This window comes from Mesobacillus selenatarsenatis SF-1 (assembly GCF_000813125.1).
In the GTDB taxonomy this organism is placed as follows: domain Bacteria; phylum Bacillota; class Bacilli; order Bacillales; family Cytobacillaceae; genus Mesobacillus; species Mesobacillus selenatarsenatis.
Window position 1 is genome coordinate 15,950 of sequence record NZ_BASE01000040.1, and the last position, 15,541, is coordinate 31,490.

A 15,541-nucleotide genomic window follows, 5' to 3' on the forward strand; every position below is an offset into this window, starting at 1 on the left:
ATCAAGCTGGTCTCAGCTTGATTTTTCTTTTAAATTCTCCAGATAGGATACAGCTTCCTCAAAAGTATCTACAGGGACTATTTTCATTTCCGTCTCAATATCTTTAGCGGCGATCAGCGCCTCTTCATAGTTCGAGCCCTTGACACCTTTTTCAAACGGAGCAAGGAAGATTTCTGCACCTGCCTTATCTGCAGCTACTACTTTCTGCTGGATCCCGCCGATTCTTCCCACTGTTCCATCGGAACTCATTGTTCCTGTACCAGCTATTTCATAACCTTTGGTCAAATCTTCCACGATCAATTGATTGTAAATTTCCAGCGAAAACATTAGGCCAGCAGATGGACCACCGATTTCATCAGATTGTACTGTTACATCTGGCTCAACGTCAATTTCTTTGTCATCCACAAGCTGAATTCCTACTACCGGTCGGTCGCTTCCATCATCAAGTGCCATTAGAGGTATTTTAACTGAATTTGACTTCCCATTCCGTTTATAGGAAAGCTCGACTGTATCACCTGGTTTTTTTGAACTGACATATTCAATGAACTCTTCAGATGATTCAAAGTCATTATCATCCACCCGGAAAACTAGATCGCCAGGCATAAGTTTGCCTTCAGCCGGCATCCCTTCCATTATCCTTAACACATAAACTCCCTTATAGGTGTAGTTAACTGGTTTACCTGCTTTTTTATAGGCTACCTCTATTGCCGATGTCTTCGAATTATCCATCATGTGCAGCTGGCGGATATTGTATTCTTCATCAGACTCATTATCCGCCCTGATATCTTCTACAGGATAGATTTCCTGATATTTGCTCAGTTTGGCAATGATATAGGCATATATATTCGCTCTGCCCATCCTGACTGTCGTAAGCATGAAGCTTCCTTTCTCATCGTACCCGTCTTCAACTTCGACAATCGGTTCCAGCTCCTTAGCCATTCCCGGCTTGGTAACATAGTAAGGCAAGTAATAAAGAGCGCTGGCCATTAATAATATAGCTGCCAATATAGACAGAGCTATAGACTTTTTTCTGCTCATTCTGATTGAGGCTCCTTCCATTGTTCAATGCACTTTTTTATCTTATTGATGTGCTTTTTTGCTTCTTCTTCGCCAATCGTAATGATCTCTTCTATATTAGTGAATGCTTTGGAATTAAACATTTCGACCGGAGGCCTGAGCATTACATCGGAAGCGACCTCTCGATTTGAAACCAGCTCCATTTGCATGATATCGATACTCTGCATGATCACATCGAAAATTGAGGTAACATCCTCGTTCTTCTTCACGCTGGATACATCAACTGCGATAACGATATCTGCTCCCATCTCCTTAGCAACAGATACAGGAATCCGGTCAACAACTCCGCCATCGACGAACAACCTTCCATCCAGCTTTTCCGGGACAAAAATACCCGGAATCGCAATGCTAGCTCTTACAGCTTCCGCAACAGGTCCTTTTTTAAAGACGACCTTCTCCCCTGACATCAGGTCTGTGGCAACAATGCCAATCGGGATATCCAGTTCCTCGATCATTTTTCCATGGGTAAAAATTCTGATGAGCTCTTTAACCCTTTTCCCGGCGATAAATCCCATCTTTGGTACCGTAAAATCAAGATAATATTTCCTTTTGAACACACGCGATAGTTTATAGAGACGGTCGACGTCAAGGCCCGCACCGTAAAATGATGCTACCAGTGCACCCATGCTGCTTCCGGCAATCAAATCGATTGGGATGCCTTCATCTCTTAAAACTTTTATGACACCCAGATGGGCAAATCCCCGTGCTCCACCTGACCCTAGAGCTAAACCTATCTTTGGACTTGCCAAAGCTTTTTCCTCCCTTAAAACCATGATTTTTTCGGGTACAGACTAAACTTGGTCTAATTTAAAGTTCAGCGAGTATATTGATTTATATGAGGACAAGGCTGACAACTAATCATTATTTATGTATTTTTCTAAACCAAATAATCAGTTGAATTAAAGTGAAATCATAACAAGTCCTTCCACATATATGGCTGTAAGGAAGGTACATAGAATCGGAAGATAAATGGAAAATAACCCCTCTGGTGAGTTTCCTTCTATTTTACCATTGATTTAAAAAAGTTTCACAGCAAGACCGCAGGAAGGAGGATATTTAGGTGATTAAATCTAGAATAAAAACAATTTTCCTTGCAGCCTCCGTCACTTTTCTGGCTGCTTCACTCATTTCTTTTCCACAGCAATCCTTTGATGCTTCGATTAGAGGCTTGAATATGTGGTGGGAAATTGTCTTTCCCTCACTCCTTCCTTTTTTCATCGTTTCAGAAATGCTGATTGGATTCGGTGTGGTTCGTTTTATTGGTGTATTGTTAGAACCTTTGATGAGGCCATTGTTCAGGGTACCGGGTGTTGGAGGTTTTGTCTGGGCCATGGGCATGGCTTCTGGCTTTCCTGCAGGAGCAAAGCTGACGGCCCGAATGCGCCAGGAAGGGCAGCTGTCAAAAATCGAAGCCGAACGGCTTGTATCGTTTACTAACTCCTCTAACCCGCTATTCATTTTTGGTGCTGTGTCAGTTGGCTTCTTTTATAATGTTCAGCTCGGTGTTATTCTTGCTCTTGCCCATTACCTTGGAAACATCAGCGTTGGATTGATTATGAGGTTCTATGGCAGAAGTGAAGAAAAAGCCACAAAGGAAAAGGAACGAAAATTGACGATAAGGGATGCGTTTGCCGCTTTACACAGGACAAGGATAAAAGACAATCGTCCGATAGGAAAGCTGCTGGGCGACGCTGTTATGTCTTCCATCCAGACCTTGTTGATGATTGGCGGGTTCATTATCTTATTCTCAGTTATTAACAAACTATTATTCCATCTTCACATCACCGGATTCCTGGCTGAATTCCTAGAAATTATCCTAGTGATGCTCGGCATGACAGATATGCTTAGCTTACCATTCATTTCAGGCCTTTTCGAAATTACTCTCGGCAGCCAGATGACCAGCCAGATCCAGGAAGCTACCCTGATGCATCAGGCAGTAATAACCAGCTTTATACTCGCTTTCAGCGGTTTTAGTGTCCAGGCTCAGGTTGCCAGCATTCTTGCCCAGACAGACATCCGCTTTCAGCCTTTCTTTTTTGCAAGGATCATTCACGGCATCTTTTCAGCCTTCTATGCTTTCATTTTATGGAAGCCGGTTTATGTACGCTTTTTTGAGGATGGCCAGCCATCCAATGCGCTGCCTGTAATGGAATATCTTACTTCGGAAGGCAACCGCCTCGCAGATGCGCATAACATGCTCACCACAGCCGGGCCACTTATTACAATCGGCAGTTTGCTCATTTATATATGGCTACTTGGAAATCGCATATCGAAAGAAAAATAACGGGCAAATTTCTGCCCGTTATTTTTCTTTTTCGTTATTGAATTTTTCAAGTAAAGCCTTTTCAACCTCTCGCGGAACTAATTCAGAGATATTCCCATCATACTTTGCAACCTCTTTGACAATACTTGAACTCAAGAATGAATACTGGTTGTTTGTCATAATGAAGAAAGTCTCGATTTTATCACTCAACACTCTGTTCATTGATGTGATTTGCATTTCATACTCAAAATCCGAAACAGCCCGCAAGCCCCTGATAATGGCATCGGCGTTAACGCTCTCTGCATAATCAACCAGCAGTCCCTGGAATGAATCCACCTTTACATTCGGGATGCTCTTTGTCACTTGTTCAATAAGTTCAATTCTTTCTTCTACAGAAAACAATGGTTGCTTTGAAGAATTATTCAAAACCACTACATAAAGCTCATCGAATACCTTTGCTGCCCTCGTGATGATATCCAAATGCCCCAATGTAATCGGGTCGAAACTGCCCGGACACACAGCCACTCTTGCCACTTATACTTCCCCCTCATCTACTGCATCTACTTTATAAAGAGTGATTCCTATGATTCCATATTTTTCGTTTCTTGTCTGCACAAGACTTCCTACCTTTTTTGGCAGAGTGATATCAGAAGCATGTTCACAGACAATCAGGCCATCATGATGAACAAGTTTCTCTTTATCAATCGTTTCCAACAGCTTGACCAGCTGTTGTTTTTTATATGGCGGGTCCAGAAATATATAATCGAACGTTAAGTCTCTTTTTTGAATTGCTTTCAACGCCCTGACAGCATCATTTCGATATACTTCTGCCTTTTCTTCCAATCCGCACGATTTAAGGTTTTCATTAATGACATGTATCGCCTTGCCTTCACGGTCGACAAAAATAACTTTATCCAGGCCCCTGCTTAGAGCTTCGATACCAAGGCCTCCGCTTCCAGCAAATAAATCCAAGCCCAATCCTTCTGTAAAATAAGGCCCAATCATATTGAACAGCGATTCCTTCACTTTATCAGTGGTAGGTCTTGTGGACGTTCCCGGTACCGCTTTCAAAACGCGGCCCTTCAAATCACCTGATACAACTCTCATAATATGTACTCCTCAATCATTTAAGCATTTTCATTCTATGTAAATTACTCCCTTATCCTACCACACATATAAAAAATTAACCAAATAAGTGTATATCCCTTCCTAATGTGGAAATAATGATGATTAACAACATCAATTTGAGGATGTTGTTGCCAACCGCGGAGAAGACTTACGTTTCCCCATAAGTTCTTCCTCCGGTTTCTCCTCTCCCTTTGCCTTCTATCCTGTTGACAGGATATAGAAGGACCCTGCAGAAACTGCAGGGCTTTTTTTTTTAGGAAATTTTAAAAATTATTTAGTTGTGGATAAATACATGTAGTATTCTTAATCTAGCTCCAGCGCCTAGCCCCTCGAGTCGCTTGTCTTGTGGCGCCTCCTAGAAACTTCGAAACTTCAACTCCGCCGGCAGAAGCAAAAAGCGCTTCTTTGTCGGAGTCTCCAGTTTCTGCGTTTCTGGACAGTCGGCTATACATTTCGATTTCGGTCCGCCCAATGAAGTCAAAGAACGACTTCACTGGTCGGCCCTCCAGCGCTTGTCGGGGCTGAACAAGGCGCTTACGCTTTTTGTTCTTTGCCTCAATAATGGTCGTGAAAAACTTATAATCCAAGAGTAATCGATTCTTCACTTTCCGAAACCTGCACTTTAAAAATCGCATTTAACCAGTGCTTTTCTAAATACCATTCCCCATTCAGGTTCTGGAATGGGTTTTCAAGGAGGCCGAAGCTTTGGCCATCATGAATGAATGTTTTATTCTTTAAACTGAAGTAATAGGTGTTGTTCGCAGATGTAATTTCAAGTGTTGAAAAATCAGGTCCGAATGTTGTTTTATAGCCTAAAGCATTCATAGTCGGCACTAAAGGAAACAGATATTGATCTCCATTGATGACAACTGCCAGTTCTTTCTTTTCATTTCCATTCACTATGACGCTTCTTGCGTCTGTAAAAAGCAATGGGAAAATCCCTCGCCCTTTTTGGCTGTTCATTGAAAAGAAGTCCGTTTCCATTCCTTTGATTGATAACAAATACCCATCAAGTGAGTTGCCATCAATGTGTCCTTGTTTGGAAAAATAGGTGATAAAAAAAGCTATTTCTTCTGGAGTCAAAGTTTTAACCAACTCATCAACCATCGCCCTGCTCTTTTCATTTTCTGACTTCTGCTTTGTTACCAGTGAAGCCAATGCCTCAAGAATCCACTCTGCTGCTTCCTCGTCTGCCCCAAACTTCGAAGACAAAAATGCCAATGCCAATTCTTGCTCAAACTCCTTATCGGTCAACTCGTTTCCTGCCAGCAGGAGCCCGTTACCGCGGACAGTTCTTTGGCCATCAATGATCACTACAGATAAGTGGTTGTCTGAAAAGGACTCAAGACTGTCAAACTTGTAAATTACCTGTTCCTTTTGAGTGGTATAGTAATCGATTCCCTTTTGCCCTGTTAGTTTGACAAGGGGCTTTTCCTGCCAATATAGCGAAGGAGTTGAATTCGCTCCTTCAAATACATAATAGTGCAGCAACTCCGTTTGCTTATAACCTTTTAACGGGAGTCCGGCAGACCATGTGCCCCTGCTATAATATTGGTCTACTAACTCGATTCTCGTCTTTTTGATCGTCGCACCCTTCAGAGCAATCATCCAATCATTCAAGAGCATCGAAAGCCCGGGGCCAGATTTTATCGTGTATTCAAAATACATCTTATCCCCTTTTGGCTTATGTCCTTCCTTGCATGTATTCCCCTCTGCACCTGTGCACTTGACCTCTATAGCATGTGCTGGTATGACTGCATGATATTGTTGGTTCACATCAAGATGTTCAAAGGTCTGCTTCACTTGAAGCTCGTTCTGTTCAACCTTCACCGTTACAATAAGAGATATATCTCCTTTTGATACAGCAGCTAGCTGGACGTTGTTTTTTTGAAAAGCATTCCATTGCCAAATAAAGGCTCCGCATATAATTATGAATAATCCTGTGGTCAACAGGAAAGACACTTTCTTCATCGAATTACTCTCCAATCTCTACTACTATAAAATAACAAATACAAAGCTCGAGAGTAAGATAAAATTTTAAATTCGCAAGAAAAAATCGAGTCTGACAAACGCTTCAATTTCTCGACCACAAATGGTAAAGTATGATGGAAGATAAGTTGGAAGGGGTAATTTAGATTGATTCAACGTTTTATTGAGCTTGGACAAGGATATTCAGATCTTTACGAATTGATAGAAACCGCCAGGGCAAACCAGCATCGATTGATGCATTTGATGGCAATCCATACAAAAATAAATGAAAAAGATGTAAGCTCCCTTGTCGTTGTGCTAAAGCCAACAGACCCCGGGAAATTCCAGGCACTCTATGTCTGCAGAGAGGGCATCCCAAACCCTCATGTCCTGAAGAACAAACGCTTCGAGATGTTTGTTGAATTAGCTGCTGAACTTGATAAAACCATCATTGAGTTTGATGCTAAACCATCGACGATGTTTGCCGAAAAAGAACTGTACTATCAACATCTCATTGGAATTTTAAGGCTGAACCACTATATACCACCACTTCAGTAACACAAAATAAAAAAGGTGAGGATTCCCTCACCTTTTTTGCTGACATATGCTTCTATTCTATATTCCCATCTTATAATCATATTCTTTTGCCTTATCAGGGGAAGAATTTTCGAATTCCATCTTTAAGAATGGTTTATAGGAAGGTTCCACCTTTTTAACAAACGAATATGAACTGATTTTTTCCATCAGCGACTCTGCCTCATCGAGATTGCAGTATATGACTGCATATTTCAATTTTTTCGAGACAAAATGAACATTTCCAAATCTTCTGAGCATCTTGGCTTGCTTTAATGAATACAGCCAGACGATGATTCCCTGCCTCTGTCCTATCATATTCTTTTCCCCTTCGGTAAACGTTTGCTTTGTACTAGTCTAGCACACAAAAACCAGTTTTTTCAATAATCAATCCCATTTAACCTAGTCTAAAGACAACATTCTTCTCAAACAAAGCTAAAATCAAAAGAAAAAAGCATGGAATCCCCATGCTTTTAGTCGTTAATCTAAGCAGAGCACCCACAGCTTCCTCCGCTGCCACAGCCGCCTCCACAAGAGCTTTCGAAGAATGGATTTCCGGTAGGAACCTTCACGCTCTCTGAAACGGATCTGCCGATGATCACACTAACCTCATCAAGCATGCTCTGTAAGTCATTTTCCGCTTTCTTGAATTCAGCAATAACCTCATCCATGTCCAGCTCTCTTTTTACAATCCGGATCTTGCCCATGACTTCCTTGTAGTCAGGATGGTACTTTCCGAAACGCTGAACCTCTTCATAGCGTTCCTTCATGTCCACGAATTCACGAACCTTCCTTTGTGTCTCCGGATTATTTTTAACATTATATAAACATTCCCGATAATATTCGGCAATATCAGATTGTAAAATCATGCTGACTAACTGTTCAGCTTCTTCCAATAATAGTACTCTTTCTGATGTAACAGCAAGCAATGCTGGCTCACCTCCGAACCTCATTTTACCATGAAACTGCCAGAAAAGCTAAACTTTCCAGCCTGCATCATCTAAAAGGCCTGGCATGCCTGCTTAGTCCACTTCTAAAAGCTAGCAAAGCTTTCCTCATTCAGAAGAAAGCTTTGTCATGATTGGGAATTCATGCTTGAGAACATATGCATCATCATCGATGCCATTTGGACATTGTTGGAGAACTTCTGAACCTTATGCGGGATCGTTTTTTCAAAATGGTGCAACGCGGCGATCTGCGCAGAATAAATGTCCCTTGGGTCCCTGCTCAGCTTCCTGTACCAGTGAGGCTGGGCTCGGACGAACTCTATCAACTCTTTATTCGTTCGTAATTGCTCCATGACATCTTTACGCATTGTTAGCCTCCAATCTAATCCTGCCTGAATGAGAACGGATGTGCAGGTCCTGAACTATTAGATGCCTGCTGTCCGCCTTTGCTTCCCTGGAACTGGGAAAGCACTCCCTGGATCGCCCCGAGTGCCTGGCTTATGTTATGGATTTGTCCTTGAACCTGTTCGGGATCCATATTTTTAACAGCACCCATGATCGTCCCTATCCAATCGGTTTTCTTTTCTTCACTTTTTTCGTCCTTGTCATTATTGCTTTTGTTCGTCCATTTTGGATCATCCTCACCAAGCAAGTACCAATCTTCGTACATTTCCTGCCAGGTTGTATTCCCCTTCCTGACTTCCTGCACGAGCTCAGGGTGGGCTTTCACGAATTCTTTGAACTTTTCAACAGAGGGATGAAGTTTCTTTTTGGCCATAGCTTTCACCTCACAGTGTAACAAATGCCTATAATAGCATATGAAAATGATTATATTTGGTGAGGAATTTTAGAAGTCAACCTTGTGCTGTGAACTACCCACCACTTACCACCCTTACAGGTTGCGTGAAGTGGGGGCTTCTTGGGTAATCGCCACTTTTGGTAGCTGACGAAATGGACCAAGCTAACCCTCTTGTTCCAAGAGTTTATATTTCACTAGGCACTTGCTAATAGCCGAATGCCTTCCTTTTTTATATTGAGTGCTGAATTGTAGTCTCTATCCAGATTTACCCCACACGAACAAGTGTATGTCCTCATTGCCATAGGCATTGGCTGGGTATTTCCACAACTCGAACAAGTTTTGGTGGATGGGAACCATTTATCGATCTTGATCAGCTGTTTTCCCTGCTCTTTTAGTTTGTACTGCAAGAATGATGTGAACATACCCCAACCGTTGTCTGCAACGCTTTTCCCGAATTTTAGTGCTTGTGACATACCTTTCATGTCTAAATCTTCAATCACAACAGCATCATAGTTAGTAACTAATTCTTTTGATTTGTGATGAAGAAAATTTTTGCGTTGATTGGCGACTCTCTCTTGGATTTTAGCTACTCGAATACGCTGTTTATTCCAATTCGAAGAGCCTTTCTTTTTACGGGAAAGTTTACGTTGTTCACTTGCTAATTTTTCCAGCAATCGCCGATAAAACTTTGGGTAATTGGCTTTCTCACCCTCACTATCGACAAACAACCCATCCATCGCAAAATCTAATCCAACAATCTTTTCAATTTCTTTGCTTTTAATCTCCTTCTCGTACTCTGTAAGGATAGAAATATAGTATTTTCCTGATGACGTCGTCGATACGGTACATGATTTGATTTTGTATTTCGCAGGGATCTCTCTATGTTGTCTGATTTTGACCATTTTCAATTTAGGTAATTTGATATGACCATCCAACAATTGAATATTCCCGTTTACAACATTTGTTGTGTAACTTTGTTTGTGGCGTTTACTTTTATATTTTGGGAACTTGGCATTCCCCTTGAAGAATGCTTTATAAGTTTTATCCAAATTTAGTTGGGCGTTCGCCAGCGCTAACGAGTCTACTTCCTTTAGCCATTCATATTCTTTTTTGTACTTGGCAGGCGTTGGATGTTTCACCTGCTTCAATGCTTCTTTATCCTCTTTTAGTAATTCATACGTTTCTTTTCGTTCAGCTAACATTTTGTTGTAGACGAAGCGAACACAACCAAAGGTCCTGCGTATAAAGATCGCCTGTTCATCAGTTGGATACATTCTGAACTTGTATGCTTTATTTTGTTTAGCCATATCAAATCACCCACTAACACGAATGTATGTTCTTATTATACCAAAAAATAACCTTTGAGCTATCACCCAACCGAAATTCATCTCCCCCTTACCGCTGGGCTATGCCCTTCACACGCTTGAAGAGGGAGGCTTCTTTCGGAAGTACGTTAAAAGAGCCAATGTGTTAAAATAAAAAACAGATTATAAGATGGCTTTTTTACAATAATGATATTCATTCGAAATTATAGGAACAGAGCCATTCAGAAAGAGGTAATAGTATAGTGGAAAAAGAATTGCAACAGCTTTTAGACGAATGCATCTCGTTATCAGGCGAGCAGGAACTTGAAGCCCTTAAAACGGTACTATCCGGGGTTAAAAATAAACTAAGCGGGAAAAACAGTACGTACATCGATGGGCTTCTCCATATGGATAGGAGACTCGATCATGAAACTTGTGAAATTGATATTCCGATTACAAATGTACTCGATAATACCCTTGGCATAGTACATGGCGGTTTTACCGCCACGATACTCGACACGGCGATGGGAACACTTGCTAATAAGCTGCTGCCAGAAGGGTATGCAGCTGTCACGTCACAGATTAACATCCATTATCTTGCGCCAGGGATCGGCGACAATCTTCATTGTAAAGCTACGCTGATTCATAAAGGAAGAAGTACAGTTGTCCTTGAAGCTGATGTATTCAGGTCTGATGGCAGAAAGATCGCTCACTCTTCTGGAAGCTTCTTCGTTGTAAAAAAACAGCATAAATAAGGTGATCATGAATGGTTACAGCAATTGCGATTCCGATTGTCCTTGCCTATTTTTATTGGTTGACGAAAAAAGAAATGCAGGCGAATTTTCAGGAATGGATCAGACTGGAGAATATTCCTGAGGAAGCGATCGTGAGCGGAAAAATCATTGAGGCTAATGAATATAGAGAACGGTTTTATTATCATCGTTTTAATCATATAACAGTGTTAAGAATTAACACTGGCTTAAAGGAGATAACCGTAAAAAAAGTGACTCCATTGAGGAAAGGGGCAGTTCCACCTCGATTCAAAGAAGGGGAAATGGTACATCTATACGGCAACTGGAAGCAAGGTTACTTTTCAATCAATAGGACGATCAGAAAAGCTTAAACGCTATTGTCAGCCCGGACAAGCGCTGGAGCTGGACAATTTTCAAAGTAAAATTTATACCTTTCTATCACGAAGGCAGAACGAAGGAGCATGACCTCATGGGCATGCTCCTTCGCTGTACATAATGAATAATGTAAAATAGCAATTACTGTTGTTGCTCCCACATTTTCAAGAAGTTCTGGGTATAATGCATCTGATACACCCCTACTCCTAGATGCGAAAATTCCTCATTCAATAATGCCTCACGGTGGGATTCACTATTCAGCCATCCCTCGACAACTGCAGGTCCATCTGTATAATTAGCTGCGATGTTTTCCCCAGCCACTTGGTATAAGATCTCCGCTGCATTTAGCCTTTCCGATAAATCTCCAAATTTTTCCGACTCATGCGAAAAATAGTCTTCGGTTGCCATATCCTTGCTATGGGCATATGCGACTTCTGCCGTTTTTTCATCCCACTCCAGCGTTGGCAGTTCATGCCTTGATCTGATTGCATTTGTAATATCAAGGATTTGTTTTTCGAGACCAGCCTCAATCCTGACCCAATCCCCTTCAGATAATACAGGCGGTTCTATCAGAGCTCCCCTGTATACCATTTCATATGGACGCTGCTTGACGATCGTTTCCTTGTCCATATATCGGATGCTTGAGACGGAACTAGTGAATTTATCAATATAAAGCTGAACAAAGTATTCACCCATTTTTATAATGGGGCGTGTGTTCATATCCTGCTCGGAAAGCTCGAATTTGTAGGAACTTCCATTATATTCAAACGTAACATCAGGCTCAATCACGTTCATTGAAAAGATTTGTTCGATTGGCTGTCCTATTTTAAATGGTTGTACATTTACCGAAGGGCCAATCCCGTATGCGGTCACAACCTTGCCATTCAGGACACCAGCCTGGATATATTGGTCAAGGTCATTGTTAAAAATCCACCAATGGAAGCCATAGGCTGAAAGGTCAACCCTGGATGGTTCACCTAATGTCGCCTTAAGCGAATCGATATCCTTACCTAATAGGGAACCAACTCCCTGTGCAGGCTGGTCAATGCCCTCACTAATATTCTGTTCATCGATATCCTCGTTGAGAGATTCATCCTCTTTCGGGGCCGACTTCTGTTCAATTACCAATTCGTCAGTATCTTCCTTGTTAAATCCCATGTATAAACCAATAAGTAAAAAGATTGCAGCAAAAATTAAAATCCTAAAAATAGTTCGCAGGTAGATCCCCCCTTCTTTTTAGTATGTCAAGCCACACTGATGTGAGTCAAAAGACACTATTCTCTCTCTATCACTATATGAGTGATTTTTGAAATTATTATATCATTGATAGGGTTCTTTTTAATAGAAGTGTTCTTTCCGACTCAAAAAAATCACAAGTATTAACATGATTGCCATATTTCTTGCGATTTGTTGATTAACTTACTTTTAACATACGGCCTGTTTATTGTAAAATCAAACAACAACAACCCTTACAAAATGTTCGAACAATTGTAGTAAGAATGATAACAAAAAGGCACCCAATATGAGTGCCATAGACTATTGCATGTGGTTTCCAGGCTCTGAGATTTCTGATAGAGCATGTTGTGCTTGTTCGTCTGTCATTTCATTTACAGCAAAGTCACCAAGCGCAACGATTCCTACTAATTTATCACCTTCAACTACTGGCAGCCTTCTTATTTGATGTTCCGCCATAAGCTTGGTTGCATCCTTAGTGGACATTTCCGGTGTCGCTGTAACTAGGTGGTCACTCATTACCGTCTCAACCTTAGAAGACGGTGGATGTTTTTCTGCTATCCCTCTAATGACAATATCCCGGTCGGTGATCATACCTACAAGCTTATCATTGTCAACGATAGGGATTGATCCGACATTCCACTCTTTCATTTTGACCGCAACTTCAAATACATTATCCAACAAAGTACATGTTTCCACATCGCTAGTCATGATATCACGGATTTTACGCACTTTCATTTCCTCCTTATGAATCAAAGCTTGCCTACTCACAGTTAGGGTTGCCCGGATCATGCTAATTATGCCATTTAATTAATTAATTCTGATTTAGTCTTCAGTTTCCCCAAGCAAACAGAAAGAGTGAAAGCAGATAAATTCGTTTTTATATTCATTGCAACTTAAACATATTTTTACTATTATTAAATTTGAGATATAATCTATTTTAGGCGATATTACTGCAGTGTGTTTTAGGAGGGAATAGGATGAAATTCGAAAATACAGGTATTGAAAACCTGAAGGCGGACTTGAACCGTCTTGATGAGGTTATGTTAGAGCATGGCCTAGTCCGTGAGGGTCAATGGGACTATGAGCGAGTAACCTATGACAAAAAGCTTGTGGTTAAAGAAGGCACATTTTATTTGCGTGTCCAGGGCTATGTGCATGAAGGTGACGTCGGTGCACACAAAGCGATCATACAGTTGATGACTCCTTTGTTGGGCAAACACTATTATCCGCATGGCGTTGAATATGGTGAAGGTGAGCAATTCCCGAAAGCACTTGTCAGCCAGTGCGAAAAGCTTTTAAACGATGTGAAAGCAGAAGTAGAGAAATTCGCAATCTAATATCATAATGTAAAAAAGACGCATTCATTGCGTCTTTTTTACATTAATACCCGTTATGATGACATCAATCTCTTTCGGTAAAAATGAAGTTAGCAGCACAATATCCTCTTCTAAGTTTTTCTGAAGCTCCGTGGCATTTAGTAGGATAGAGTACTCTCCTACTATAGTGTCAACGTATACTTTTATTTTTACGTAACCCTGATCAAGTTCAACAATTACTCCATTGTCAGCGAATGCATTTCTTCGCAATCGTGAAATCCTGGTTTTAACCCCCGACTGTTGAAAAAAGACGTTTTCATTTATATTAGCATGAACAATTGCACAGACTGCACGGCATACCTCTCTATTTTGCTTAGGCATGATTTTTCCTGACTTCTTCATTGCCTCACCCCTAAAAGTTAAGGTTCGAAACCTGATGTTCATAAGCATACATAGAGATGGAAGAGCGATCTAACGTTAAAAATTGAATCCGTCCGCATAAAAATCAACAAAGTGTAAAAAAGACGTGGGTAATAGCTGATTTTTGTTGTTTCTTATATTAAATGCGTACTATAATTTAATTGTTAAGGAATTTTTTGCGCTTTTTGAAATATAAGGCTTAAGTGCCCTTAATAAATGTTTTTAGAGGTATATACTCTTCATGAGTATAGAAAGGAGTTTCACTTGTCCGGTATTTTTACTAAACGAACTATCATTATTGCATTAATCATCATCGCCGTCGCAGCAATTCTTTATATTATCCTTCCGGTATCCATCCCGTTGATTGCTGCTTTGATTACCGCCCTTTTTCTCGAGCCTGCAGTGGTTTACTTCCAGAAAAGATTCAAGAGTGGGAGGCGCCTGGCAGTATTAGCAATCTTCCTCCTGTTTGTATTGCTTATAATGGTTGCAGGGTATTTCCTGACTACAACAGCAATCACCGAGGCAATTGACTTGATTGATAATACTCCTGTCTATATAAATGAAATTACGAATGCCTGGTATAAGGCAGAAAATAGTTTTGTTGAAGCTGCCAATGACCTTCCAAGAGAAGTTGTAACCGAAATCAGCAACCGGGCAGAGGACTTTCTCAATAAACTTAAGAATGACATGATTGCATTTATCAATATAGATAATTTGAAGGCATTGCTGACCTACATCCCGAATTTTCTAATCAGCTTCCTTGTCTATTTGATTGCCCTGTTTCTCTTCTTGCTGGAGCTGCCATCTTTAAGGCAAGGTGTTTACAGCCATTTAACAGAAAGAACAGCAGACAAAGTACATTTCATGACATCCCGACTTTCTTATGTTGTATTCGGGTTTTTGAAAGCACAATTTTTGGTGAGTGTGATTATTTTCATCGTAGCCCTGATTGGGTTGCTTTTCATTACTCCGGAATATGCAATTGTCATGTCGGCTATCATCTGGCTGATTGATTTTATCCCGCTGATAGGCTCAATCGTCATATTGGCTCCTTGGTCAATCTTCCATCTGGCAACAGGTAATATAGCCCTTGGAACCCAACTGGCGGTCCTGGCAGTTATTTTGCTTATTATCAGGCGTACAGTCGAGCCTAAGGTAATGGGCAGCCATATAGGCCTATCTCCACTATCTACACTGATTGCCATGTATCTTGGACTGAAATTATTCGGCTTCATGGGCTTTGTCATCGGACCATTGCTCTTGATTGGATTCAATTCAGCCAAAGAAGCTGGAATTATAAAATTGAAATTTAAAATTTAAATCTAGAAAAGCGTATGCGCCTTGTTCAGCCCTGCCAAGCGCTGAGCTAGACAATTCTCG

Annotated in this window: 20 protein-coding genes; 6 read left to right on the forward strand and 14 right to left on the reverse strand. The window is 40.9% G+C overall.

Going from position 1 to position 15,541, the window contains the following annotated elements; all coding sequences use genetic code 11:
- Positions 1-12: 12 nt before the first annotated feature.
- Positions 13-1,038: a SepM family pheromone-processing serine protease gene (locus TY49_RS08700; RefSeq protein WP_041965523.1), complete on the reverse strand. Its 1,026-nt coding sequence runs from the start codon at positions 1,036-1,038 to the stop codon at positions 13-15.
- Positions 1,035-1,850 carry a patatin-like phospholipase family protein gene (locus TY49_RS08705; protein ID WP_041965524.1) on the reverse strand — a complete coding sequence of 272 codons (816 nt, stop codon included), beginning with the start codon at positions 1,848-1,850 and terminating at the stop codon, positions 1,035-1,037. Before TY49_RS08705 ends, TY49_RS08700 begins: the two co-directional genes overlap by 4 nt.
- Positions 1,851-2,137: 287 nt before the next feature.
- Between TY49_RS08705 and spoVV the strand changes: the two genes are divergently transcribed.
- Complete coding sequence (gene spoVV, locus TY49_RS08710) at positions 2,138-3,361, forward strand: dipicolinic acid transporter SpoVV (protein ID WP_041965525.1); 1,224 nt, start codon at positions 2,138-2,140, stop codon at positions 3,359-3,361.
- Between the two features lie 18 nt (positions 3,362-3,379).
- Here spoVV and coaD read toward each other — a convergent pair whose 3' ends face one another.
- The 4 genes from coaD to TY49_RS08730 form a co-directional block, all read right to left on the reverse strand.
- Entirely contained in the window at positions 3,380-3,874 is a 495-nt protein-coding gene (gene coaD, locus TY49_RS08715) for a pantetheine-phosphate adenylyltransferase (protein ID WP_041965526.1), read from the reverse strand.
- Positions 3,875-4,447, reverse strand: a complete 573-nt coding sequence (gene rsmD, locus TY49_RS08720) for a 16S rRNA (guanine(966)-N(2))-methyltransferase RsmD (RefSeq protein WP_041965527.1) — start codon at positions 4,445-4,447, stop codon at positions 3,875-3,877.
- Positions 4,448-4,776: 329 nt separating this feature from the next.
- Positions 4,777-4,962, reverse strand: coding sequence for a hypothetical protein (locus TY49_RS08725; RefSeq protein ID WP_156972640.1), 186 nt, complete (start codon positions 4,960-4,962; stop codon positions 4,777-4,779).
- 82 nt (positions 4,963-5,044) lie between these two features.
- Positions 5,045-6,439: a stalk domain-containing protein gene (locus TY49_RS08730; protein ID WP_041965529.1), complete on the reverse strand. Its 1,395-nt coding sequence runs from the start codon at positions 6,437-6,439 to the stop codon at positions 5,045-5,047.
- A gap of 165 nt (positions 6,440-6,604) precedes the next feature.
- Between TY49_RS08730 and TY49_RS08735 the strand changes: the two genes are divergently transcribed.
- Complete coding sequence (locus TY49_RS08735; RefSeq protein WP_041965530.1) at positions 6,605-6,994, forward strand: DUF7147 family protein; 390 nt, start codon at positions 6,605-6,607, stop codon at positions 6,992-6,994.
- A 57-nt stretch (positions 6,995-7,051) separates the two neighbouring features.
- Here the strand turns inward: TY49_RS08735 and TY49_RS08740 are convergent, their stop codons facing one another.
- From TY49_RS08740 to TY49_RS08760, 5 genes are all read right to left on the reverse strand, one after another.
- Positions 7,052-7,327: a YlbG family protein gene (locus tag TY49_RS08740; RefSeq protein ID WP_041965531.1), complete on the reverse strand. Its 276-nt coding sequence runs from the start codon at positions 7,325-7,327 to the stop codon at positions 7,052-7,054.
- A gap of 167 nt (positions 7,328-7,494) precedes the next feature.
- The gene (locus TY49_RS08745) at positions 7,495-7,962 is read right to left on the reverse strand and encodes a YlbF/YmcA family competence regulator (protein WP_041965532.1); all 468 of its coding nucleotides are present in this window, start codon (positions 7,960-7,962) and stop codon (positions 7,495-7,497) included.
- A gap of 122 nt (positions 7,963-8,084) precedes the next feature.
- The gene (locus tag TY49_RS08750) at positions 8,085-8,324 is read right to left on the reverse strand and encodes a YlbE-like family protein (protein WP_041965533.1); all 240 of its coding nucleotides are present in this window, start codon (positions 8,322-8,324) and stop codon (positions 8,085-8,087) included.
- A gap of 14 nt (positions 8,325-8,338) precedes the next feature.
- Positions 8,339-8,734: a YlbD family protein gene (locus tag TY49_RS08755; RefSeq protein WP_041965534.1), complete on the reverse strand. Its 396-nt coding sequence runs from the start codon at positions 8,732-8,734 to the stop codon at positions 8,339-8,341.
- A gap of 215 nt (positions 8,735-8,949) precedes the next feature.
- Positions 8,950-10,062: an RNA-guided endonuclease TnpB family protein gene (locus tag TY49_RS08760; RefSeq protein WP_041965535.1), complete on the reverse strand. Its 1,113-nt coding sequence runs from the start codon at positions 10,060-10,062 to the stop codon at positions 8,950-8,952.
- Between the two features lie 260 nt (positions 10,063-10,322).
- Between TY49_RS08760 and TY49_RS08765 the strand changes: the two genes are divergently transcribed.
- Together TY49_RS08765 and TY49_RS08770 are read left to right on the forward strand one after the other, a co-directional pair.
- The gene (locus TY49_RS08765; RefSeq protein ID WP_041965536.1) at positions 10,323-10,814 is read left to right on the forward strand and encodes a PaaI family thioesterase; all 492 of its coding nucleotides are present in this window, start codon (positions 10,323-10,325) and stop codon (positions 10,812-10,814) included.
- A gap of 11 nt (positions 10,815-10,825) precedes the next feature.
- Positions 10,826-11,182: a hypothetical protein gene (locus TY49_RS08770; RefSeq protein WP_041965537.1), complete on the forward strand. Its 357-nt coding sequence runs from the start codon at positions 10,826-10,828 to the stop codon at positions 11,180-11,182.
- A gap of 145 nt (positions 11,183-11,327) precedes the next feature.
- Here TY49_RS08770 and TY49_RS08775 read toward each other — a convergent pair whose 3' ends face one another.
- Both TY49_RS08775 and TY49_RS08780 read right to left on the reverse strand, forming a co-directional pair.
- Positions 11,328-12,404, reverse strand: coding sequence for a CAP domain-containing protein (locus TY49_RS08775; RefSeq protein ID WP_041965538.1), 1,077 nt, complete (start codon positions 12,402-12,404; stop codon positions 11,328-11,330).
- A gap of 318 nt (positions 12,405-12,722) precedes the next feature.
- Positions 12,723-13,151, reverse strand: a complete 429-nt coding sequence (locus tag TY49_RS08780) for a CBS domain-containing protein (RefSeq protein WP_156972642.1) — start codon at positions 13,149-13,151, stop codon at positions 12,723-12,725.
- A 248-nt stretch (positions 13,152-13,399) separates the two neighbouring features.
- Here TY49_RS08780 and TY49_RS08785 point away from each other — a divergent pair, with 248 nt between their 5' ends.
- Positions 13,400-13,759, forward strand: a complete 360-nt coding sequence (locus tag TY49_RS08785) for a YugN family protein (RefSeq protein ID WP_041965540.1) — start codon at positions 13,400-13,402, stop codon at positions 13,757-13,759.
- Between the two features lie 24 nt (positions 13,760-13,783).
- Here TY49_RS08785 and TY49_RS08790 read toward each other — a convergent pair whose 3' ends face one another.
- Positions 13,784-14,140, reverse strand: a complete 357-nt coding sequence (locus tag TY49_RS08790) for a hypothetical protein (RefSeq protein WP_041965541.1) — start codon at positions 14,138-14,140, stop codon at positions 13,784-13,786.
- 282 nt (positions 14,141-14,422) lie between these two features.
- Between TY49_RS08790 and ytvI the strand changes: the two genes are divergently transcribed.
- Positions 14,423-15,481, forward strand: coding sequence for a sporulation integral membrane protein YtvI (gene ytvI / locus TY49_RS08795; protein ID WP_041965542.1), 1,059 nt, complete (start codon positions 14,423-14,425; stop codon positions 15,479-15,481).
- Positions 15,482-15,541 lie beyond the last annotated feature (60 nt).